Below are 21,847 nucleotides of genomic sequence, written 5' to 3' on the forward strand. Positions count from 1 at the left end.
GCCCGGTGGCCGGACGCTCCCGTCCCTCACACCGCCTGCGGTTCCAGTTCGCGCTGGAACCGGCGCTCGTCCCGGGCGATCCGGGTGAGCGGATGCTCGTCACCGAGCTGCCGGGAGAGCTCGTCGACCGTCTCGGCCCTGACCTGGAGCGCCTCGTCCTTGCGCCCCATCGCGTCGAGCGTGACCGCCATGTTCGACTTCATGGCCAGGGTCTCCGGATGGTGTGCGCCCAGTACGTCCCGGAACTGCACCGCCAGGACCCGCTCGGTCTTCAGCACCAGGTCGAGATCGCCCCGCTCCGCCGTGGCGTTGGCCAGGTTCATCACGCTGAACAGCGTGTTGGGGTGCTCCCGCCCGTACACCTCACGCATCAGGGCGACCACCCGGGTGAGCACCTGCACCGCCTCCTCGGCCGCGCCGGTCCCCCAGAGGTAGACCCCCAGGTTGTTCAGCGCCGCCAGCGTGTACGGGTGCTTCTCGCCCGGCACCTTCACGTACTGGTCGACGACCTCCTGCGCGGCGTCCCGGGCCTCGGTCGACTCGCCGGCCGCGAACAGGTCGGCCGCCAGATTGAGATCACAGGCCAGCGACTCCGGGTTGGCGGAGGTGTACTTGGCCCGGTACCGGGCCCTGGTCGCCACCGTCAGCCGGCGGGCGTCCTCCAGCCGGCCGGCCCGGCGCAGCGAGACCGCCAGGCTCTTGGCCGCGCTGAGCGTGCCGGGGAAGGACCGGCCGAGCGTGCCCTTGTAGCTGTCGTACGTACGGCTGAGGATGCCGACCGAGTCCTCGTACCGTCCGACGTCCCGCAGGTCACGGGCCAGGTTCATGGCCGAGGAGAGGCTGTACGGGTGTTCCTCGCCGAGCACCTCGCGGCGCCGGTCGAAGACGTCCTGGTCGATCTCGCGGGCCCGGGCGTACTGGCCGATGGAGCGCAGGGTGAACGCCAGGTTGTTGGCCGCGGCCAGGGCCCTGGGGTGCGAGTCGTGGAAGATCTGGTTGAACCCGTCGGTGGCCTCGGTCGCCAGCTCGATCGCCCTGGTGTACTCGCCGAGCGTGCCGAGGTCCGTGGCCAGGCTGCTGGTGCTCATGTACGTGTGCGGGTGCTCCGGGCCCAGCACCTCCCGCTGGGTCGCCAGCGTGATCTCGTCGAGGTCCTTCGCCTCCACGTAACGGCCGCGCGAGCGGTAGATGTTGGACAGGTGGAAGCAGAGGTAGAGGTACTGGATGTCCCGCTCCCCCAGCGTCTCGCGCCAGATCTCGCGCAGCTCCTCGCAGAGCGTGGTGGCCGTCCTGAAGTCACCGCGCTTCCACAGGTAGCGCACCCGGTCGATCAGCAGCCTGCGGGCCTCGGGCTCCTTGCAGTTACGGGCGTCGGACGGGCCGAGGTGCGGCCATATCGTGGCGAACTGAGGCCAGTTGGCGGGGTTGTCGATCGGCTCGTCGTCATCGGGCCTGGCACCGGCCAGGATGCGGTGGACGGCGTGCCGGGCGTCCCGCTGCTCCTCCTCGGTGAGCTGGGCCCGGATGACGGCCTGCACGAGCCGGTGCACCTGGATGGAGTTGGAGACCTGGTCGACCTTGGCGAGGGCGAACCGGCCGATCTCCCGGATGACCCGGCCCAGCACCAGCTTCTCCTGGAGCGAGGCGTCGTACGGCTTCAGCGCCTCGATCATCTCCTTGCTGTACAGCAGGTTCCCCGAGATCGGCTCGGGGGCGAAGAAGGCGCAGAGCTGGAGGAGGCGCACCGCGGCGGGCGAGCGCTCCTTGAGGCGCTGGATGGAGATGTTCCAGGTAGCCGCGACGGGCTCGGGGTAGCCGGCCGGCTGGTTGAGCGCCAGGACCTCCGGTGCCTGCTGGGCCAGCTGTTCCAGATAGGTGTCGATCGGGGTGGCGGTCTCCGCGATCCAGGCCGCGGCCTGTTCGACGGCGAGCGGCAGGTCGCCCACGGCGGTGGCCACCTGGGCGGCGTCCTCGTCGCTCAGCCCCGGTGCCCGGCGCTGGAGGTGCTCGATGGACTCCTCGCGCAGGAAGACGTCGACGGGCAGCGCGTCGCCGTGCTGGGACCAGGCCTGGTTGCGGGAGGTGACCAGGATGTGGCCGGAGCCGCCCTGGGGGAAGTAGCGCCGCAGCCGCTCGGGGTCGTCGGCGTTGTCGAAGACCAGCAGCCAGCGGTCCGACGGCACGCCCCGGCGCAGCAGGTCGACGGCCTCCTGGGAGGCGGCCGCCATGTCGTCGCCGCCCTGGGCGCCGAGCCGGACGGCGAGTTCGGCGAGGCCGGCGACCACGTCGTCGGTCTGCTCGGACGATATCCACCAGACCAGGTCGTAGTCGGCCATGAACCGGTGCACGTACTCCAGGGCGACCTGCGTCTTGCCGACGCCGCCGAGTCCGTACAGGGTCTGCGGCTGCGGCAGCACGACGGCCATGCCGCCGCCGAGCTGGTCGCGCATCCGCTCCAGGACCAGGGAGCGGCCGGTGAAGCCGGGGTTGCGCGGCGGTGCGTTCCAGATCCGGGGGACGGTGCCGGGGAAGCGCGGTCCGGGCGAGACCGCGTCGGTGAGCTGGACGGGCCGGTCCAGGGCCCGTAACAGGGCGGCGGTGGCGTGCACCTCGTCGAGCCGGAACAGATCGACGGGGTTGCGGTCGATGTAGGGCGCGGAGAGCCGGACGTCACCGACCCTGAGGGGCAGCAGATGGCGCCGCCCGCCGCCCGGGTCCTCGGCGACGGCCCGGTCCCAGAGGTTCACCGCGCGCTGCGACTTCAGATAGGCGCTGGAGAGCAGCACCACGGTCCGGACCGCGTTCTCCGCGGCGACGGCGGTCGCCTCCTGGGGCTCCCGCTCGGCGGACACGTCGCGCGGCACGACGCGGAAGCCGGCCCGGGTGAGCACGGACTCGATCCAGTCGGCCCACATCCGGTTCTCCGCCACATAGCTGAGCAGGAGATCGGCGGGCAGGGCGGGCCTGCGCCGGGTGAAGGCGTCGCGGATGCGCAGCCGTACCTCTTCGCCGACCGCCGGCATCGAGGTGACCTGCTGGCCGGTGATGACGGAGGTGAGCCGCTCGAAGGCGGAGAGGAGGGAGTTGGTGAGGCCCGCCTCGTCGCCGAAGGTGGCCAGCGTCTCCTCGTACGCGTAGTAGGGGCGGTACGGGATCTCCACCGCGCCCCAGTAGGCGGTGAGTTCGTCCCCCGAGAGGTCGCGCGGCAGCCGGTCGAACTTCAGCCGGGCCAGCGCCCGGCCGGCGTCGGCCTTCTCCTTCTCGCCCTCGTCGATGCGCATCGGGACGGGGAAGATCGAGATGGGGCGGCCGGTGTAGCGCTCGGAGATCTGCCGGGCGACCGAGGCGGCGCCGTCGATGGACTGGTCGCTGAGGGTGAAGCAGTCGACGAGCACGTCGGGCAGGTGGACGGTGCAGATGTCGGCGATGTCGCTGAGGCCGGTGCGGCTGTCGATGAGGACGTAGTCGTAGTTGGCCTTCATGTCGTCGCGCAGGGCGTCGAAGAAGTGGCCGCCGCCGAGGCGGTCGTAGAAGTTGTCCCAGTCGAAGGTGGAGACGGTCGCGGAGTACTCGCGGTTCTGCCGTCCGGCGGAGACGAAGTCGAGCGTGCCGCCCTGCGGGAACTCCCAGCCGAGCGCCTCCGGGGTGAGCGAGACCGCGTGCGGCTGGATCCGGGCGTAGTCCCGGTGCCAGTCGTCGGCCCGCTGCACGGGGCTGGTCGCGGCCCAGGCGTACTCGGTGATCAGGTCGATGACCCCGGTGGTGGCGCCGAGCGTCGAGGGGTCGAGGAACGGGTGGAAGAACCGGTGGAGTCCGGGGGCCTCCAGGTCCCAGTCGACGGCCAGTACCCGTTTGCCGTTGGCGGCGAGGATCCAGGCGGTGTTGGCCAGGGCCATGGTGCGCCCGGTACCGCCCTTGTACGAGTAGAAGGTGACGATGCGCCCGTCACGACTGGCCGTCATCCGTGTCCTCCGCATCCGTCGAAGCGTCATGTGTCCCGGGGATGTACTGGGTCTGCGCCATCGGTCCCATCAGCCGTGTCCGTTCGGTGGGGCCTCCGCCGCCGGTGGCGGGCAGATAGACGGCCGCGTGTCTCAGATACTGCTGGGCGGCCACCTCGACCACCTGCGGCAGGATCTGGCCGAAGGCCTCCATGCTCGGCACGCCCTTGGCGGCCGCGCGGCAGTAGGCCCGGCCCTGGCGCATCTTGGTGGGCATGGTCCGTTCGAGCTTGGCGGTGAGTTCGGCCTCCGCGGCTCTGCTCTCGTGGTCGTCGCGGTTCCACGGCACGACCATCGTCACCCAGGGGCGGTTCTCCGCGTCGAAGGCGGCGAGCCGCCGGCACCGGTCCTCGTCCTGGAGCGCCCAGCGGTCGACGAGCAGGATCTCCGGGGTGGTCGGTGGCTGTTTGCCGCCCGGCAGGCCGGCCTCCTCGTCGAAGGAGGCGATGGTGGCCTGGTAGTTGAGGGAGCGCACCAGGTCCTCGGCCACGTAGGCGAGGGGGCGCGCGGCGTCCGGGTGGTAGGGGTTCCAGTCCTGCGGGTTGTCGCCGTAGTAGTCGGCGTTGCGCCCCTCGGGCAGGTCGTGGCGGGTGGCGGCGGCGATGGTCACCTGCATGGGGCGGGGGCCGCCGGCGGCCATGCTGCCCGGTGAGCCGAAGGCGCTGGGCGCGAGCCGGTAGTCGACGGGGCGGCCGGTGCCGATCCGTACGGTGTCGGCGACGCTGACGATGCGTTTGGCGAGCTCGTACACCGCACGCTCGTACTCCTCGTTGAAGAGTTTGAGCTTGATCAGCCCGTACAGTCCGTCGCTGACGTAACGGTCCCCGAAATCACGGTGGTTGAACTGTAATCGCTCGGCGGGCCCCGGCAGCTGGCTGGGCGGCACCGGCACCCAGAGCGCCGGCACGATCGCCTCGGCCGGCTGGTTGGAGCGGGCCCGGTAGTGGATGGCGCGCTGGGCGAAGGCGTACCACTCCTTGCCGCACATCTCGCTGGCGAAGTAGCGCGGCGAGAACAGCGGTACGAACACCCGGCAGGTGGCGAGCACTTCACCGAGCCGTTCGGACCAGCCCTCGCCGGAGCGTATCTCGCGGTCGATGAAGCCCGCGGGGGCGCCCGCGGGCAGATCGGTCATGGCCATCACATGGCCACACAGATCCTGGAAGAGCCGCTCGACCCACATGTCGGGGTCGGTGCCACCGCCGTACCCCGGTGTGTGGGCATAACTCAAGAAGAAGTACGGCCGATGGTCCGCCGCTCGCTGCTGCGTCGTCGCGTGCACACGACCCCCGTCCTGTGTGAGCACCCGCACCCGAGGAGTGAAGAGAATGCGAGCGAATTCATCATTCCGGAGCGGACCTTGCTCCACCCCCATGACGTTCGGTCAATCAACGCCACTTTTCAGTCATCTGTTCACGCGCTCCGCCGACTACACTCCTGATCGAATGCGGTCTGCGGTCGTTCCTCCCGGTTGTTCCTTCCGGTTCTCCCGCATCCGCCCCTTCCCATCGAACCGGAATCCAGGATTCAGAATTCTTTTCGCATCAGGGCCAGAAGCCGTTTTCCGCCGACGGTGAGTTCGGCGGCGCCTTCCAGCGTGTCGAGCGCCTGCGGCACTCCGTCCCGGTACCGGGGATCGAATGCCGCGAGCGCCAGTCGTTCATAGGTGCCGGCCAGCAGCCGGGAAAACGGAACCAATTCCTCCTGCCAGGGCATTCGATGTTCCCAGGAGCCGTCCGCCGCGTAAAGATCCGTGACGTCCGCAAGTGCCCGGAATCTCGCCCGCCGCACTCCGCGCAGCAGAGTGAGCGCCAGCGTGTCCGCGCGCTCGTCCGCGCCGATTCCCAGGGCGCCGTATCCGTGCCGCCCCACGGAGGGCTCGCCCGGCACGGAGCCGGTGAGCGGGGTGAAGGTGAGCGGGCCGTCGGCGGAGTCCGCGCCGTACGCCGGAGCCCGCCGCTCGATCAGCTCCCACGCCCCGGTGAGCGCGGCACCCAGCCGGCCGGCCGCGGCCGCGCCGAGGGTGGCCGCCGCGGGTCCGGTGAAGCAGTCGCGGTACGGGTCGAGGTCGTCGATCACGAAGCCGCGGTCCGCGGCCGGGCCGCCGGGCAGGGCGAACGCGCGCACCGGCAGCCAGCCGGGCTCGGCCGCGGCCCGCCGCCGGACCCGTCGGATCCGCCGCTCGGCCGGTCCGGCGGCGGCCCCGGCCAGGAACCCGTCCCCGGCGGCGCACACCAGCACCGTGCCGTGCTCCCCCGGGCCGCCGACCGTCAGCCGGCCGAGGGTGGGCAGGACCAGCGCGCCGTCCCGGTAGGTCACCGGTGCGCGGAGATCGAGGCCGGCCCGCACGGCGGCGGCCGCGAGCAGCGCCCGCAGGCCGTCGGCGGCGGCGGTCGCCGCTCCCGGGCGCTCGTCGTACAGGGCGTCCAGCGAGTCCAGCAGCCAGCTGCGGCTGTACGGATGGGCGAGTACGGCGTCCAGCTCCCGGGCCCCTTCCTCCGAGCCCTCCAGCACGGCCGCCAGTTCCCACCCGGCCGCCCAGGGATCGCCGCCCCTGCCGTCCAGGTCCGCGTGCAGCCGGGCCAGGAGCGTGCGGGTGAGGTCCTCCTGGGCGGCGAGCAGTTCGGCGGGTTCGGCCACCGCCGGTGCCACGGCGTCCGCGGACGTGCGGGCCTCGATGCCGTGCACCAGGGCGGCGAGATCGTGGCAGTAGACCGACGGGTTGTCGAAACCCTCGCCGGAGCCGGCGGAGCTGTAGCGGTGGGTGTACAGGCCTCCCCCGCACGAACGTACGACGGGGCAGGCGCGGCAGGTCTCGCTGACGCCCGCCAGACCGAGCTGCCTCGCCCGCACCCCGGGGTGCGCCGCGACCTCGTCGAAGGAGTGCGCGAAGACGTCGAAGCCGGTGTCCGCCGCGCCCTCGTAGGCGCTCTTCAGCGAGTCCACCTGCTCCAGCCGGCCGTCGGTCTCGACGACGACGAGGTCGGTCGGGGCCAGGCCCAGCGACTCGGTGAGACTGGGGCCGCCGTTCAGCGTGGAGGCGACCGAGGAGAAGATCCGTACCGGCACCGGACGCCCCTGCTCCTGCCAGCGGTCGAAGACCGCGAGGAGCCAGTCGGCGTAGGCGGTGGGCGATCCGTCCGGACGGGGCGGCGGGTCGTCCCAGGTGGCGTGCGGCAGCAGGAAGTCGATGAGCGGCGGTTCGAGCTCCGTGAGGGCGTCGAGGACCGCGTGCGGGTCGTTCTCGATGTCGATGGTGCACAGGAGGCCGAGGTTGAGATGGCGGTAGCGCTCCTGCCGGAGCAGTTCGACGGCCTTGAGCACCAGGGGGTGGCTGCTGCGCCCGTCGGCGAAGCGGCGGTGCCGGTCGTTGGCCGCGCGGTCGCCGTCGAGGGAGATGCCCACCCTGACGTCGTACTCGCTGAAGAGGTCGAGATAGCGCGGACTGAGTTGCAGCCCGTTGGTGTGGATGCGCAGGTCGAGGGCGGCGATGCCGTCGAAGGCGGAGGTCAGCTCTTCGCAGATGCGGCGCAGCCGGGCGGGGCCCGCCAGTAGAGGCTCCCCTCCGTGCAGGATCACTGACACGGAGGGCAGTGCGTGTGTCTTGGCATGCTCAGCCAGGCGCTGAGCAGTCCGGAAGATGACGTCGTCAGAGATTGTTTTCGGACGGGTTCGCCAGCTCTGATCGGCATGTTCGTAGACATAGCAATGGTCACAGGCAAGATCACACCTGCTGTGAACCTTGAGGACTACTTCACGGAAAGGGACCAGAAGTCCTGTCATTCCACCAGTCTAGCCAGCCCGGAAGGGTGATCCGGCAGACCGGCTGCCCCGGAGGAGTGATCCGCAATAAGGGATCAGAGGGAGGAGTTGAAGGTGGATGCCTGGCTGGGGCGACCGGCGGAGGCTACATGCACCCGACCGAGCTTCCTGGCTGCTTCGCCACCACGCGCGTCGATCGCGGCGAGCGGCACACGACTCTTCTTCGCAACGGCGAAGGAGAGGGAGGATTCAGTGGTCTTCACGGCCGTCCTTGAGGGGATTCGTTCCGATGGAATAGTTCCGGACAGGAAACCAGTGTTGGTACCTGCACCATTGCAGTGCCCGGCGGCACGACTTTACTCTCATGGCCTCGGTTGGCAACTGAGGACGCCCACTTGGAACAAGAGCGTCACACGGGACCGGCCAGGATCAAACGGAACTATAGATTCCGCCAACAGAGTGACAACATAACCGCAGACGGGAGTGAACATGACGGCGATTCCCGGACCACTGCAGAGCATGGTCTTCAGGAACGCTGATCTGCCGGATCTCTTTCACCACACGGACGCCATCGCGATCGCGCGTCAGCGCGAGGCGGTCAACACCACCAGGTGGCAGCTCATCCTGCTGGTCACGGGCTCGGTTCCGGCCGCGCTGCCCTGGCGTGCGGAGGTCGCGGGCACGCTCCAACTCACGGACGGTGTGGCGGTGTTGGCCTACCTCGGGGTGCTGATCACGACCTACCTCACCTCCCGGCGGAAAGCAAAGTCGCATTGGCAACTGAATCGCTCCGCGGCGGAGTTCATCAAATCGATGTGCTGGCGCTACTCGGTGCATGGCTCACCTTTCGACACCGGCACACATCACCCCGAAGCGGTGTTCGCCAATCGGCTCGAGGAGGGGCTGCAGGAGCTCCGTAAGGTGGGCTGGTCCGATCCCCGGGACCGGACGGCGGATTCCGGCGGGCTCATCACCGAATCCATGCGCGCATTGCGGGACAAGGCATTCACCGTGCGCAAGGAGACCTATGTGCGCGACCGGCTGATCGAACAGCGCAGCTGGTACCGCAGACGCCAGGAGGTGTCGCGGCGCGCCACGCTCGCCTGGTCGACCACGATCGCCGCACTGACGGCGCTCGCCCTGCTCCTCGCCCTGCTCAGGGCGTTCTCGGTCGGCCAGTCCTTCGCCCTGACCGGGGTGCTCTCCGCCGCGGGCGCCGCCTGTCTCGCCTGGGTCGAGATGCGCCGCCACCATCCGCTGATCTCGGCCCACTCCCTGGTGGAGAAGGACCTGGAGTCCATGCAGGTGGCGATGGAGACCACACTGAACGAGCGGCAGTGGCCGCGAGCGGTGTTCGAGACCGAGCGCATCGTCTCCCCCCAGCACACCGACTGGCTCGCCCGGCATCAGATGTGACGGCCGCCCACCCCGGCCCCTGACGATCCATCAGGCGCGCTCGACCCCGTCGAGCCAGATCACCGTGACCGGGCGGCCCAGCCCCCGGGCGTACGTCACGATGTCGCCGGTGCCGCCGAGGCCGCGGGCGGGGCGGCCGTCCCACACGGCGAGCAGGCGGTCGCAGTGGTCGGCGATGTAGGCGCCGGCCGCGTAGTACGCCTCGTCGGTGGAGTGCGGGTAGTCCAGCCTGACCTCGCGGACGGCGCGGGCCTTGAGGGAACGGTAGCGGGCGAGTTCGGCCTCGTCGGCGAAGCAGGCCTCGTAGTCGCCGCTGGGGATGACCACCGTCAGCTCGGCGCCGTGGGCGAGGGCCAGGTCGGCGAAGAGCTGGTCCGCGCCCACCGCCAGGCTGGACAGTGCCTCCACCGATCCGTCGAAGCCGCGGAGTGCCGTGCGCATCGCCGCCAGCACGTGGTCGTGGACTTCCCTTGGAATGCTGCGGTGACCGGTCACTCCGATGCGTTTCACGGACCTGGAACCCCCTGGGGTGTCTGCCGGGGGTTCCCGGAGGGCATCCCTCCGGGAGGCGCAGCATCCGCCCCCGTTGCTCCTGCGTGACCGTCCGTGTCACATCCTCTCAAAAGCCGCGGGGTCAGCGGGAGCCCCCGCCCCGAATTCGGGCGGGGGCTCGGCGTGTTCGACTTGCGCTTTCGAGGATCGGCCGGTCCCCGGGGACGGGACCAGCCGCCCGGTGCGTCAGTAGACGCTGACGCCGTACGCGCTGAGCGCCTCGGTGACCGGCTGGAAGAACGTCGTACCGCCGGAGCTGCAGTTGCCGCTGCCGCCCGAGGTGAGGCCGATCGCCCTGGAGCCGGAGTAGAGCGGACCGCCGGAGTCGCCGGGCTCCGCGCACACGTTGGTCTTGATCATGCCGTAGACGACGTCTCCGCCGCCGTAGTTGACCGTGGCGTTGAGCGCGGAGACGGTGCCGCTGTGGATGCCGGTGGTGGAGCCGCGGCGGGTGACGGACATCCCGACCGTGGCGTTGGCCGCACTGGTGATGTCGACGCTGCCGACGGTGCCCTCGTGGGAGACGGCGGCGTTGTCGTAGCGCACCAGACCGTAGTCGTTGGTCGGGAAGCTGGAGCCGACCGTCGGTCCGATGTAGGTGGTGTTCGAGGAGTTGGTGTACCAGGGCGGGTTGCCGTCGGTGCAGTGACCGGCGGTCAGGAAGTAGTAGGTGCTGCCGCTGCGGACGTTGAATCCGAGGGAGCAGCGCCAGCCGGGTGCGTAGATGGCGTCACCGCCGGAGAGCAGCTTGCTGAACTTCCCGGAGGTGCGCTCGATGCGCAGGGCGCCCGCGTTGGAGCCCGCGGAGTCCTTGATCTGCTGGATCTCCGAAGCGGAGACGGTGCTGTCGACCGTGACCACGAGCTTCTTCGTCGCGGGGTCGACGTTCCAGGCCGTGCCTGCCACGTCGGCGCCGAGGACGGCTTCGCTCGCGGCGGAGAGCTGGTTCGCGCTGTACGTTCCGGTGGAGCTGGCCTGTGCGCTGGGGACGGCGAGTGCGGCGACTGCCACGAGGCCTGCGGCGATGGCGACGGCCCTGCTGCGTCTCGCGTTGCCGCTGAGGGGGGTGGTGCGCTTGATCCTCACTTGTTTCCTCCCGAGGGGAGTCGGGGGTCCGCCTGTGGGGTGGCCGGACCCGTGAGGCGCAGTCAGGTGAACGGCCGGTGTCCGGATTCCGGATGTGCCGTGCCCCTGACAAGCGCTGCTCGGGAGTATTCAAGGCGTCAACTTCCGGCGCAAGAGCGCCTTTTGGCCTGAGCTTGCGGCGTGGCGACTTGCGCCGCGCAGCCGTCCGGCCCCGGCGGATCAGTTCCACCGGGGCCGGACGCGGTCGGTACGGGGGCTGTTCAGCCGTCGGTCCGCAGGCGCTCCCCCGCCTTGACGGCGACGGAGAGGGTGTTGCCGGGCGGCGGGAAGGGGCAGATGAAGTGGTCCGCGAAGGCGCAGGGCGGCAGCAGCGCCCGGTTGAGGTCGACCGTCACCGAGCCGTCGGCGGCCGGGGCCGCGGGCCGCAGGAACCGGAAGTGGTAGCTGGTGTCCCCGCTGGTGGCGTCGGCGAAGACCGCCCAGAGCGAACCGTCGTCCTCGACGGCCACCTGGAGGGTGTGCCGGGCACCGTCGAGCTCGAAGGCGATCTCCCCGCCGAGACCGAGTCCGCGCTCGACCCCGTCGGCGTTCTCCACCTGGATGGTCCGGGAGGTGTCGTACGCGCGGAAGGTGCCCGGCACGGCCCAGCGAGGGTCGTACGGCGTGGCCGCGATGGCGCGGAAGGCCCGCCGCGCCGCGGAGTCCGGGTCGAAGTCCCGTACCGCCCAGAGCCCTTCGCGGCTCAGCACGACGAGCCTGCGCTCCCCGTGCGCGATCCGCGAGGTGTGGATCGGGCCACGGTCGGCGCCGAGCCGGACCTCGCCGGTGAGGGGCTTGCCGTCGGCACTCAGCCCGTCCTCGGGAGCGGCGGTGAGCACCACCTCGTCGCCGTCCTCCCGCCAGTGGCCCGGGACGGCCGGAATTCGACCTTCCGGGTAGTCGGAGAGCCAGTGGGTGCCGGTGAGGGAGAGCGGCCCGTACGGCGCGGCGACCGTGGCCGTCCGCTCCTCGTGCCAGTGGTTCCAGTCCCGTGCCGCCTGCTGCTGTGCGTCCGTGCTCATGCGGTCAACCTTTCCATACCGGCTCGGCGAGCCCGAGGTGCGACCGCAGCGTGGAGCCGGTGTACGCGGTGCGGAACACCCCCCGTTCCTGGAGGAGCGGGACGACCAGGTCGACGAAGTCGTCGAGGCCGCCGGGGGTGAGATGGGGAACGAGGACGAAGCCGTCGGCGGCTCCCGCGGCGACGTACCCGGCCAGCTCGGCCGCGACGGTCGACGGGCTGCCGACGAACGACTGCCGGCCCGTCGCCTCGATGACCGTCTGCCGGATGGACAGCCCCTTCTGCCGGGACAGCTCGCGCCAGCGCGCCGCGACCGCGAGCGGGTCGGCGACCCGGACCCGGCCCTGGACCAGCGCCGACGCGGGGTCGGGGTCGCTCTCGGGCAGCGGTCCCTCGGGATCGTACGAGGACAGGTCGCGGCCCCAGACCTGCTCCAGGGCCAGGATGGCGTTCTGCGGCGAGACCTGCTGCCGACGGATTCCGGCCGCCCGCTCCTGCGCCTCGGCGTCGGTGTCGCCGAGCACCACACCGACGCCGGGCATGATCTTCAGGTCGTCGGGCTCCCGGCCGTACGCCGCGAGCCGCCCCTTGACGTCGGCGTAGAAGGCGCGTCCCGCGTCCAGGGTGCCGTGCCGGGTGAAGACGACGTCGGCGGTGGACGCGGCGAACTCGCGGCCCTCCGGCGAGTCCCCCGCCTGGATCACGACGGGGTGCCCCTGCGGGGAGCGCGGGACGGTGAACTCGCCCTCGACGGAGAAGTGCGGGCCGTGGTGGGCGAAGGGGCGCGGGGTGCCGTCGGGTGTCCAGGAGTCCCACAGCCCGCGGGCGGTGGCGACGAACTCGGCGGCGCGGGTGTACCTGTCGGCCCGGTCGAGGTAGCCGCCGCGCCGGAAGTTCTCGCCGGTGAAGGCGTCGGACGAGGTGACGACGTTCCACCCGGCCCGGCCGGCACTGAGGTGGTCGAGGGTGGCGAGCCGGCGGGCCAGTTCGTACGGCTCGTTGAAGGTGGCGTTGACGGTGGCGGCGAGGCCGAGCCGGTCGGTGACGGCGGCCAGCGCGGCCAGCACCGTGAGGGACTCGGGGCGGCCGACCACGTCCAGGTCGTGGATGCGTCCGTTGTGCTCGCGCAGCCGCAGCCCCTCGGCGAGGAAGAAGAAGTCGAACAGCCCGCGCTCGGCCGTGCGCGCGAGGTGTTCGAAGGAGGAGAACTCGATCTGGCTGCGGGAGCGGGGGTCCGCCCACACGGTCGTGTTGTTCACTCCCGGGAAGTGCGCGGCGAGATGCAGCTGTTTCGGGGCGGTCGTCATGCCGGTTCTCCTTGGAGGGCGTACCGGTTGGCCGGCCGGGCCAGGCCGAGGTGCTCGCGCAGGGTGCCGCCGGGATAGAAGGTGCGGAAGAGGCTGCGGTGCTGGAGTAGTGCCACCGTGCCGTTGACGATCCGCTCCAGGTCGCGCTCGGGGGTGATCGGGGTGAGGTGGAAGCCGTCGACGGCTCCGGCGCGGTGCCACTGGGTGATCAGGTCGGCGAGGTCGACCGGGCCGCCGCGGTAGTACGTGCCGTGCCCGGCCAGCGGCGGGCCGCTCTCCAGTCCCGGCTCCGGGGGCGATTCCGCGTCGCCGAGGTCGACGGTGAGCGCGGCGAGCACCCGCAGTGTGCCGGGGTCGCGGCCGTGGGCCGCGGCCCGGCGGTGCACGTCGTCGCGGATCTCGGCGGTCCGCTCGGGTGTGGTGGCCCGGACGAGTACGACGTCGGCGTGGCGGGCGGCGGTCTCCCGGGCCGGGTCCGCCGTGCCGTCGACGACGGTCACCGGGCGCCCCTGCGGGGGCCGCGGCACGATCGCGGGCCCGCGGACTCTGAAGGCGGCGCCCTCGAAGTCGACGTGGTGCAGCTTGTCCCGGTCGACGAAGCGTCCGGTGGCGGCGTCCCGGATCTCGGCGTCGTCCTCCCAGCTGTCCCACAGGCGCGCGCCCACGTCGGCGGCCTCGCCGGCCTCCCGCCACAGGTCGGCGGCGGGCGCGGCGGGGCGGCGGCCGAACAGCCTTGCCTCGGCACCGGTCGTCGACACGTCCACGCTCCAGCCCGCCCGGCCGCGGCTGACCCAGTCCAGGGTGGCCACGGCGGACGACACGTGGAAGGGCTCGGTGTGGGTGGTGGTGACCGTCGGGACGAGCCCGATCCTGCGGGTGGCGGGCGCCACCCGGGAGAGCACGGCGAGCGCGTCGGGTCCCGGCCGGGCGAACGAGTCGCCGAGGGTGACGAAGTCGAGGGCGCCGTGCTCCGCGAGCCGGGCGAGGCCGGTGTAGTGCGCGGGGTCGTAGCGGGGCGGGCCGCCGATCTCGGCGGCCAGGTGGAGGGGGCGGAGCGGGGGCATGGCGGGCTCTTTCGGGAAGGTTCGGGAACGGCTGCGGGGCGTGGGGCCACGGAGCCTCGGATCACCGGGCGGCGCTGCGGACCGGTGATCCTCGTGGGGTGGGCTCGGACGGCGCGGATCGCGGGTGCGCCGGCCGGTCAGTCATCGGGGCCCGCGGCATCACCCGGGACGGCAAGGTCGCGCAGGAAGGTGAGGGCGGCGCGCGCGGTGGCGTCGTTCTGGCCGAAGGCCGGGCCGCCGGTGCGCGGCCGGGTGAAGGCGCCGCTCGTCCGCGCCGCGGTGTGCGGGCCGAGGGCGAAGCGGCGGGGGTACGGGCGCCCGTCGCGGTCCAGGACCCTGCCGTCGCCGGGGTCGACCGCGAGCAGCCCGGTGGCGGTGGCGCCGGCCCCGTCCTCGTACAGGGCCCGGAGCAGGGTGCTGCGGGTGTGCCGGGGGGACGGGTCGGGCAGCCGGGCCTCGACGAGCGCGCGGGCCTCGGTCCGCTCCCCCGGCACGGTGGCGGCGGACGCCCGGAACACGCCCCGCTCCTCGTCGGTCTCGACCGTCGTCCCGGCGCCGAGGAAACGGACGACGCCGGCCCGGGAGAGGGCGAGCAGCTGCCGCAGCCGGGGGCCGGGCGGCCCGGAGGCGAGGTAGCTGAAGAAGCCGTGCCACCACTCCCCGATGTCGCCGAACCGGGTCAACTGGCCGTACACGGAGAGCAGTCCGAGGAACACGGCGAGGTCCTCGCTGTGTCCGGAGTCGTGCCGGCGTTCGAGGTCGGCGGTGATGTAGGCGCGCGTCGCCTCCTGGAACGCACCGGAGGAGTGGTGGCGTATCCCGTCCAGCGGGTGGTCGAGCGCCGCCAGGTCGAGCCGGTCGGCGGGGTCGGGGACGGCCGCGGCGACCAGGGCGCGCAGATCGGCGCTGCCCGGTTCGGCGGCCGCGTACTTCTCCTCGAAGACGGTCCAGTCGGCCGTGGTGCGCTCGGGGCGGGAGGCGAAGAGCCGGTGGTAGTGGGCGTAGCCGAGCTCCTTGTCGACATGGGGCCAGATGTCGCGCCGGAAGTCGGACGGCTCCGGCCGGTTCAGGAGTTCCTCGGCCAGGTCGGGGCCGAAGAAGCGCGGCAGCGGCGGCCGCTCGCCGGGCCGGACGTATCCGATCTTCGAGTGGTACGGGACGCCGCGCCGCGATCCGACGTACAGGACGGGTTCCTCGCCGGAGGGCAGGTACGCACCGTCCTCGTACCGCCCGCCGCGGCCCTCGGTGAGCAGCACCATCAGGTCGATGAAGGCGAGTCCGAAGCCCCGGACGATGACGGGTTCGCCCGGGCGCAGGGCGCTCAGGTCGGTGTCGGCGGTGAAGTCGGGCGGCAGGTGGACGAGTCCGTGCCGGCCGGCGAAGCCGGAGAGCCGGCGCTGTTCGTCGTCCGGTTCGGCGTCCAGGTGGCCGAGGGCGAGGACCACCAGGTCGGCGGCGAGCGGTTCGGCGCGGCCCTCCAGGTGGACGGACTGGCGGCCGCCGCGCGGACCGGTGACGCGCAGGGCCCGGCCGCGGTGTTCGTGGACGGTGACCGTGGGCGGGAGTGCGGCGACGGACCGCTCGTACACCCAGCGGAGATAGGCGCCCTGCAGCCGGCGGCTCGGGAAGTCGGCGGCCCCGAGGCCCTCGACCTCGCCGCGCAGCGCGGGGTCGGCCGCGACATCCGGGCCCGGATCGGTCCGTCCCTCGCGCACGTCGGCCGCCCAGGCGTCGAGGGCGGGTCCCGGCCGGACGGGTCCCGCCAGGCGGACGGTCTCGTCGGTGAACATCGTGACGTCCTCGGCCATGGAGTTCATCCACAGCAGCGGTGACTGGTCGTGGCGCCAGATCCGGCCGCCGCCGGGCGGGAACGGGTCGACGAGATGGATGTCCAGCGGGCCGTCGTACAGGCCGGCTGCGTTGGCGGCGATGCGCTCGATGAGGCCGGTGCCGCGTGGTCCCGCGCCGATGACGACCAGCGTCGGTACGGCGTTCACCGGAGGTCACCGGTGGCGCGTGCGGTGGGCGGCCGGTCGGCATCGTTGTCTTCGAGGGGCGGGGCCGGCGGGATCGGGGGGAGGGGCGTGGTCTGCGCGGACATGCGGGGGCTCCGTGGATGCGGCGATCGAACACGGGGCGCGCCCTCGGCACGGAACACAACGGTGGTGCACAACGGGGACCGGGCCCCTCAGCCCGATCCGCCTCCGAGGTAAGCGCTGTTCACGGCGGGTTGTCAAGCCTGTCCACACTGTGAGCCGTACGTCTCAGGTCGGTTGACGGGCCACCGGATGCCTGTTCCACTTGGGCCATGTATTCGCAGCAGTGGCTGGTCAAGCGCTCCCACATCGACTTCGGTCGCGTGTGGTCCTGTTCCTGTTGAGCCGACGCCCTGCTTCGTCCCGCACTGCCGCTCGCGCCGTGACCGGCGCCTGAGCCCTTCTCCCCGCGTGCCCTCGCGTACACAACACAGCACCACCCTCCCCTCGCTCCAGGTGACGCAGGCTCAGCAGCTGCAGTCACACCCGCAGTCGCAGCAGTCACAGCCATCGCAGCAGTCGCCACAGTTGCTGCAGCAGTCACAGGCGTCGCAGCAGTCGCCGCAGTCGCACTGGCTGCACAGCCCCTCACGCCGCTGATGGCTCCAGGGGTCGTCGAAGGTGCCGCAGCACATCTGGCAGGTGCAGGCGAGCCCGGCCCACACCAGGCACCCCATGATGAGCCCGCGCCGGTCGCGCGGGGGCTCGGGCGGCGGCTGCGGCGGACCGAAGGGTGCCCCGGGGCCGGTGGGGGCGTACGGATTGCCCGGCGGCGGCCCGAACGACCCTGCCGGCCCGCCTTCTGACGGATGGCCGGCTCCGGTCAGGAGCCCGCCGCCCTGATGCGAACAGGCGTCCGTGGCGAACGCGCGGTCCACCGACCGCCGCAGTTCGTGCGCCAGCAGCACGTGGGCCAGCTTGCCGTCGGCGAACTCCGCGTCGCGCAGCGCCAGCCGTACGCCGCGCAGCGCGTCGTCGCACAGCCGCCGGGCCTCGGCGCGCGAGGTGCCGGTCGCGGTGAGCGGGTTCCAGGCACCCGACGCGGCGTCAGCTTCCTGGTCCTCCACGGCATCCAGCAGATGCGCGAGGCGCCCGAAGAGGCGGCCGGCCTCGGCCAGCGGGGCGGCGTTCTGCGGCTTGCCCGCGAGTACGGCGGTGTGCGCGAAGGCCGCGGCGGTGGCGGTCTCGGTGGGCTCGGTGACCGTCAGCAGCGGGGTGCCGGGCCCCGCGAGCAGCTCGATGCCGGTCTGCCGGTCGACGGCGTCGACGAGCACCGCGGTGTCGAAGCCGAGCTGTGCGCCGGTGCGCGCCCCGGCCCGGTCCCAGCCCGCGGCGACCCGGCGCGCGGCCGCGGCCACCGGCCGGCGCGCCAACAGGCCGTCCCGGTCGGCGACGTGGTCACGCACCTTGGCGGAGGCCAGCACCAGCGAGACGGCGGCCGCGAGCCTGGCGCCCTCGCCGCGCGCGACCGGCGCGGTGCGCATGGCACGGAGCGGGCAGGGTCCGGCGGTACGCCGCTGCGCGGGGGTGCGCTCGGTCTGAGCCTCCGTCAGGACCGAGACGATCAGACCGTCGTAGTTGGTGACGATCCGGGCGAACTGCCCGTGATCGGAGCGAAGTGCCAGACAGAGCCCGCAGAGATGGGCCATCCACTCGGCCTTGAGCCCCTCCGACAGGCGGTGAGCGCAGGGCCTGACTATTCCGAACACGGCCGTCCCCCGGGAGTCGTTCAGCTGTGCGCGGCGCTCGGGCGCCCGCGCGACGTGCATCGTATCGAGTGACCCGTTCACCCGTACGTCCCCCATGTCACCCGTACGGACCGGAGGACCATATTTTCTTATCTCCAGGGCCCTTATGCAGGAGGAGCCTTGACGAATCGCCACATCTTCTGCACCAGTACCGTCACGAATGCCCTGCGCGCCGCCTATCCCCTTGGCGCACGATCCGCATCATGGACGACCATAGGGATACGAAAGGCATGCGGAACGCCAAGGAACCGCGGTGAGAGGAGGCGTCCATGGGATCGGTGCGCAAGGCGAGTGCCTGGCTGGGCCTCGTAGAGGACAACGACGAGCGGTACTACGACGACGACGAGTACGCCGAAGGTGCACGGACCGGGACCGGTCAGGCCTGGGTGACCGATCCGCGGGTGCGGGTGGCATCGGAGGCGGCAGAGGAGACGGGCCGCCGGATCGCCACCGTGACCCCGGACAGCTTCCGGGACGCCCGGAGCATCGGAGAGCTCTTCCGGGACGGCGTCCCGGTGATCATGAACCTCACGTCCATGGACTCCGCCGACGCCAAGCGCGTCGTGGACTTCGCCGCAGGGCTGATCTTCGGACTGCGCGGGTCGATCGACCGCGTGGCCACCCGGGTCTTCCTGCTGACCCCCGCCGACACCCAGGTCGTCAACGGCGAAGCCGCCGGCCGGCCGGCCGACGGCTTCTTCAACCAGAGCTGAGCGGGGCGCTCACCGATCGGTCGGGCCGTCGTTCCGGTTCACCGGAACGCGTCCAGGCCGGTGAGCGCCTTGCCCAGTACCAGCTGGTGCATCTCCACGGTTCCTTCGTAGGTGAGCACCGACTCCAGATTCGTCGCGTGACGCATCACCGGGTACTCCAGTGAGATCCCGTTGGCGCCGAGGATCGTCCGCGAGGTGCGGCAGATCTCGATGGCCTCACGCACGTTGTTCAGCTTTCCGAAACTGACCTGCTCCGGGCGGAGCCTGCCCGCGTCCATCCGACGGCCCAGGTGGTGGGCGAGCAGGATGCCCTTGTGCAGTTCGACGGCCATGTCGGCGAGCTTGGCCTGGGTGAGCTGGAAGCCGCCGATCGGCTTCCCGAACTGCTCACGGGTCCTCGCGTAGTCGACGGCTGCCTCGAAGCTGGCCCGGGCGGCTCCCATGGCTCCCCAGACGATGCCGTAGCGGGCGTGGCTGAGACAGCTGAGAGGGCCGCGCAGCCCGGTGACGCCGGGCAGTACGGCATCGCCGGGCAGCCGCACCTCGTCCAGGATCAGCTCACTGGTGACCGAGGCGCGCAGCGACCACTTGTGCCGGATCTCGGGGGCGGAGAAGCCGGGGGCGTCGGTCGGCACCACGAATCCGCGGATGCCGCTGCCCGCACTCCCCTCGTCGGTCTGCGCCCAGACGACGGCCACCCCGGCGACCGAGCCGTTGGTGATCCACATCTTGCGGCCGCTGAGCACCCAGTCCTCGCCGTCGCGCTTGGCGTACGTGCGCATGCCGGCCGGGTCGGAGCCGTGGTCGGGTTCGGTGAGGCCGAAGCAGCCGATGATCTCGCCGGCCGCCATGCCGGGCAGCCACTGCCGCTTCTGCTCCTCGGAGCCGAAGCGGTGGATGGCGTACATGGCGAGGGAGCCCTGTACGGAGACGAGGGAGCGGATCCCGGAGTCGGCGGCCTCCAGCTCCAGGCAGGCCAGTCCGTACTGGACCGCGGTCGCGCCCGCGCAGCCGTACCCCTGGAGGGACATGCCCAGGGCCCCGAGCGAACCGAGCTCGCGGGCCAGCTCGCGGATGCCGGGCAGCTCGCCGTTCTCGTACCACTCGGCGATGTGCGGCAGGACCCGGTCACCGGCCCAGGCCCGGACGGTGTCACGGATCGCGAGGTCGTCGGCGCCCAGGAGATCGTCGATGCCGATCGGGTCGCGGGGGTCGAAGGGCGGGAGTTTCGAGGACGGAGCGGTGGACACGAGGGGGTACCTCCGGCGGCTCGCACGGTACTGAGGTCGGTGGGGAACGGGTCGGTGGGAACACCAAAAACTAGCAGTGTTAGTTACGACGCCGTGCCGACGTTACGACTCAGTGTGCCGCGCGTCCAGAGCCCGTCGCCTCGGCCGGCCGGCGCCGCGCGGGCAGCCGCAGCAGCACCTCGGCCCGCTCCCGGTCCGGCAGCTCGCGCGGCTGCGGGAGCTCGTGGTGGCCGACCGCGTCACGCTGCCCGGGCACCTCCTGGCCGGCAGCGGACTCCGCGGGCTCGCAGATCAGCGGCGGGCACTCCATCACCCGCGGCAGCTTCAGCGCGGCGAGCGCCCCCAGCAGCAGCAGCCCGGCGCTGACCAGCAGTGTGATGTGCAGTCCGCCGATGAAGGCGTCCCGGGCCGTGGAGCGCAGCACGGTGCCCAGCGGACCGCCGAGCTGGGCGGCGACCTGGTAGGCCTCGCCGAGCGAGTGGGAGGCGGCGGCGCCCGCCGACGCGGGGACGCCCTCCTTGGGCAGCCCGGCCAGACCGGGGGTGTACGCGGCGTTCATGACGCTGCCGAGCAGAGCGATCCCCATGCCGGCGCCCAGCTGGTAGGAGGTCTCCCCTATCGCCGCCGCGCCTCCGGCCCGGTCGGCGGGGGCCTCGCTGAGCATCGACTCGTACGCCCCGAAGAGCGTGGACTGCAGGCCGAAGCCCAGGATGACGAAGGAGGCGGTCAGCAGGCCGGGCCGGTCGTGCTGGCCCATCGCGGTCAGCATCAGCACCGCGACGGCCGTCAGGACGAAGCCCCAGCCGACCATCCGGCGCGGCCCGATCCTGCGCAGCGTGTACGAGCCGGTGGCGCCCGCGGCCATGGCGGCGAAGGTGAGCGGCAGCAGCCGCAGACCGGTCTCCAGCGGGCTGAGGTCCAGAACGAGCTGGAGGTACTGGACGGCGATCAGCTCCAGGCCGACCAGGGCCAGCATGGCGAGGACGATGCAGCCCACCGCGGTGGAGAACGCGGGCCGGGCGAACATCCCGATGTCGATCAGCGGATGGGTCCGCCGCCTCTGCCGACGGACGAACGCGGTCAGCAGCGCGGCCCCGGCCAGCAGCGGCACCAGGGTGCCGGGACCGAGCAGCCCCTCGCCGGTCCCCGCCCGCTTCACGCCGAGGACCATGCCGAGCACCCCGGCGGCGGCCATCAGCGCGCCGAACACGTCCCAGGGTCCGTCGGCGCTGCCGCGGGACTCGGGGAGCAGCACCCGGGCGACCGGCAGGATCAGGGCCATCAGCGGGATGTTGATCAGGAAGACCGAACCCCACCAGAAGTGTTCGACGAGAAAGCCGCCGATGACCGGGCCGGTGGCGGCGCCGACGGCGGCGACGGCGGTCCACACGCCGATCGCCACGGCCCGCTCGCGGCGGTCGGGGAAGACCTGCCGCAGGATCGACAGGGTCGCCGGCATGATCATGGCGCCGCCGACGCCGAGCATGGCCCGCGCCGCTATGAGCACGCCCGCGCTGTCGGCCAGGGCGGCGACGGCGGAGGCGACCCCGAAGAGCGCGTAGCCGAGCAGCAGGATGCGCCGCCGCCCGACGCGGTCACCGAGGGTGCCGAAGAGGATCAGCAGGGAGGCACAGACCAGCGGGTAGGCGTCGACGATCCACAGCAGCCCGACGGCACTGGGCCGCAGGTCCTCGGTGACGGCGGGGACGGCGACGTGCAGCACCGTGGCGTCGAGCGCCACGAGCAGCAGACTGAGGCAGAGAACGACCAGGACGACCCATCGATTGGCTCCGTCGGCGGCTGCGCGCAGGCGGATTCGGGCTGTGGTCGTCCCGGACATGCATCTACCTCC

15 protein-coding genes are annotated in these 21,847 nt (G+C 71.8%); 2 read left to right on the forward strand and 13 right to left on the reverse strand.

Annotation, left to right across the window (positions count from 1 at the left end; all coding sequences use genetic code 11):
• Window positions 1-26: 26 nt before the first annotated feature.
• From fxsT to fxsA, 4 genes are all read right to left on the reverse strand, one after another.
• Window positions 27-3,962, reverse strand: a complete 3,936-nt coding sequence (fxsT, locus tag OG408_RS08735; RefSeq protein WP_326669225.1) for an FxSxx-COOH system tetratricopeptide repeat protein — start codon at window positions 3,960-3,962, stop codon at window positions 27-29.
• Entirely contained in the window at window positions 3,946-5,307 is a 1,362-nt protein-coding gene (gene fsxC, locus OG408_RS08740; RefSeq protein WP_266786037.1) for an FxsC protein, read from the reverse strand. The genes fxsT and fsxC overlap by 17 nt, the downstream gene beginning before the upstream one ends.
• A 221-nt stretch (window positions 5,308-5,528) precedes the next feature.
• Window positions 5,529-7,784: a radical SAM/SPASM protein FxsBH, inactivated beta-hydroxylase extension form gene (gene fxsBH / locus OG408_RS08745; RefSeq protein ID WP_326669227.1), complete on the reverse strand. Its 2,256-nt coding sequence runs from the start codon at window positions 7,782-7,784 to the stop codon at window positions 5,529-5,531.
• Between the two features lie 74 nt (window positions 7,785-7,858).
• Entirely contained in the window at window positions 7,859-8,026 is a 168-nt protein-coding gene (fxsA, locus tag OG408_RS08750) for an FxSxx-COOH cyclophane-containing RiPP peptide (RefSeq protein WP_219571751.1), read from the reverse strand.
• Window positions 8,027-8,252: 226 nt separating this feature from the next.
• Between fxsA and OG408_RS08755 the strand changes: the two genes are divergently transcribed.
• The gene (locus OG408_RS08755) at window positions 8,253-9,179 is read left to right on the forward strand and encodes a DUF4231 domain-containing protein (RefSeq protein ID WP_266777069.1); all 927 of its coding nucleotides are present in this window, start codon (window positions 8,253-8,255) and stop codon (window positions 9,177-9,179) included.
• Window positions 9,180-9,209: 30 nt separating this feature from the next.
• Here OG408_RS08755 and OG408_RS08760 read toward each other — a convergent pair whose 3' ends face one another.
• The 7 genes from OG408_RS08760 to OG408_RS08790 form a co-directional block, all read right to left on the reverse strand.
• Window positions 9,210-9,689 carry a hypothetical protein gene (locus OG408_RS08760; protein ID WP_266777070.1) on the reverse strand — a complete coding sequence of 160 codons (480 nt, stop codon included), beginning with the start codon at window positions 9,687-9,689 and terminating at the stop codon, window positions 9,210-9,212.
• A 228-nt stretch (window positions 9,690-9,917) separates the two neighbouring features.
• The gene (locus OG408_RS08765) at window positions 9,918-10,817 is read right to left on the reverse strand and encodes a S1 family peptidase (RefSeq protein ID WP_266777071.1); all 900 of its coding nucleotides are present in this window, start codon (window positions 10,815-10,817) and stop codon (window positions 9,918-9,920) included.
• Between the two features lie 260 nt (window positions 10,818-11,077).
• Window positions 11,078-11,878 (reverse strand): DUF1684 domain-containing protein, encoded by an 801-nt coding sequence (locus OG408_RS08770; protein WP_326669230.1) that lies wholly within the window; start codon window positions 11,876-11,878, stop codon window positions 11,078-11,080.
• Window positions 11,879-11,882: 4 nt separating this feature from the next.
• Window positions 11,883-13,184, reverse strand: a complete 1,302-nt coding sequence (locus OG408_RS08775; protein WP_266777073.1) for an NtaA/DmoA family FMN-dependent monooxygenase — start codon at window positions 13,182-13,184, stop codon at window positions 11,883-11,885.
• Entirely contained in the window at window positions 13,181-14,248 is a 1,068-nt protein-coding gene (locus tag OG408_RS08780) for an LLM class flavin-dependent oxidoreductase (protein WP_326669232.1), read from the reverse strand. Before OG408_RS08780 ends, OG408_RS08775 begins: the two co-directional genes overlap by 4 nt.
• 137 nt (window positions 14,249-14,385) lie before the next feature.
• Window positions 14,386-16,245, reverse strand: coding sequence for an FAD/NAD(P)-binding protein (locus OG408_RS08785; RefSeq protein ID WP_285568348.1), 1,860 nt, complete (start codon window positions 16,243-16,245; stop codon window positions 14,386-14,388).
• Between the two features lie 506 nt (window positions 16,246-16,751).
• On the reverse strand, window positions 16,752-17,993 hold the full coding sequence (locus OG408_RS08790) for a DUF5685 family protein (protein WP_442806126.1): 1,242 nt from the start codon (window positions 17,991-17,993) through the stop codon (window positions 16,752-16,754).
• A 308-nt stretch (window positions 17,994-18,301) separates the two neighbouring features.
• Here OG408_RS08790 and OG408_RS08795 point away from each other — a divergent pair, with 308 nt between their 5' ends.
• Window positions 18,302-18,745, forward strand: coding sequence for a cell division protein SepF (locus tag OG408_RS08795; protein ID WP_311313243.1), 444 nt, complete (start codon window positions 18,302-18,304; stop codon window positions 18,743-18,745).
• Between the two features lie 38 nt (window positions 18,746-18,783).
• On the opposite strand, the gene OG408_RS08800 is transcribed toward OG408_RS08795, so the two are convergent.
• Together OG408_RS08800 and OG408_RS08805 are read right to left on the reverse strand one after the other, a co-directional pair.
• Complete coding sequence (locus OG408_RS08800; RefSeq protein WP_266777078.1) at window positions 18,784-19,995, reverse strand: acyl-CoA dehydrogenase family protein; 1,212 nt, start codon at window positions 19,993-19,995, stop codon at window positions 18,784-18,786.
• 109 nt (window positions 19,996-20,104) lie between these two features.
• Window positions 20,105-21,835: an MFS transporter gene (locus OG408_RS08805; RefSeq protein WP_326669241.1), complete on the reverse strand. Its 1,731-nt coding sequence runs from the start codon at window positions 21,833-21,835 to the stop codon at window positions 20,105-20,107.
• Between the last annotated feature and the right edge of the window lie 12 nt (window positions 21,836-21,847).

This window comes from Streptomyces sp. NBC_01257, from assembly GCF_035917255.1.
In the GTDB taxonomy this organism is placed as follows: Bacteria; Actinomycetota; Actinomycetes; order Streptomycetales; family Streptomycetaceae; genus Streptomyces.

Coding starts and splice junctions, on each gene's coding strand:
- fxsBH (WP_326669227.1), bottom strand. CDS start 7,784: ATGACAGGACTTCTGGTCCCTTTCCGTGAAGTAGTCCTCAAGGTTCAC.
- OG408_RS08780 (WP_326669232.1), bottom strand. CDS start 14,248: ATGCCCCCGCTCCGCCCCCTCCACCTGGCCGCCGAGATCGGCGGCCCG.
- OG408_RS08755 (WP_266777069.1), top strand. CDS start 8,253: ATGACGGCGATTCCCGGACCACTGCAGAGCATGGTCTTCAGGAACGCT.
- OG408_RS08775 (WP_266777073.1), bottom strand. CDS start 13,184: ATGACGACCGCCCCGAAACAGCTGCATCTCGCCGCGCACTTCCCGGGA.
- OG408_RS08805 (WP_326669241.1), bottom strand. CDS start 21,835: ATGTCCGGGACGACCACAGCCCGAATCCGCCTGCGCGCAGCCGCCGAC.
- fxsT (WP_326669225.1), bottom strand. CDS start 3,962: ATGACGGCCAGTCGTGACGGGCGCATCGTCACCTTCTACTCGTACAAG.
- OG408_RS08795 (WP_311313243.1), top strand. CDS start 18,302: ATGGGATCGGTGCGCAAGGCGAGTGCCTGGCTGGGCCTCGTAGAGGAC.
- OG408_RS08770 (WP_326669230.1), bottom strand. CDS start 11,878: ATGAGCACGGACGCACAGCAGCAGGCGGCACGGGACTGGAACCACTGG.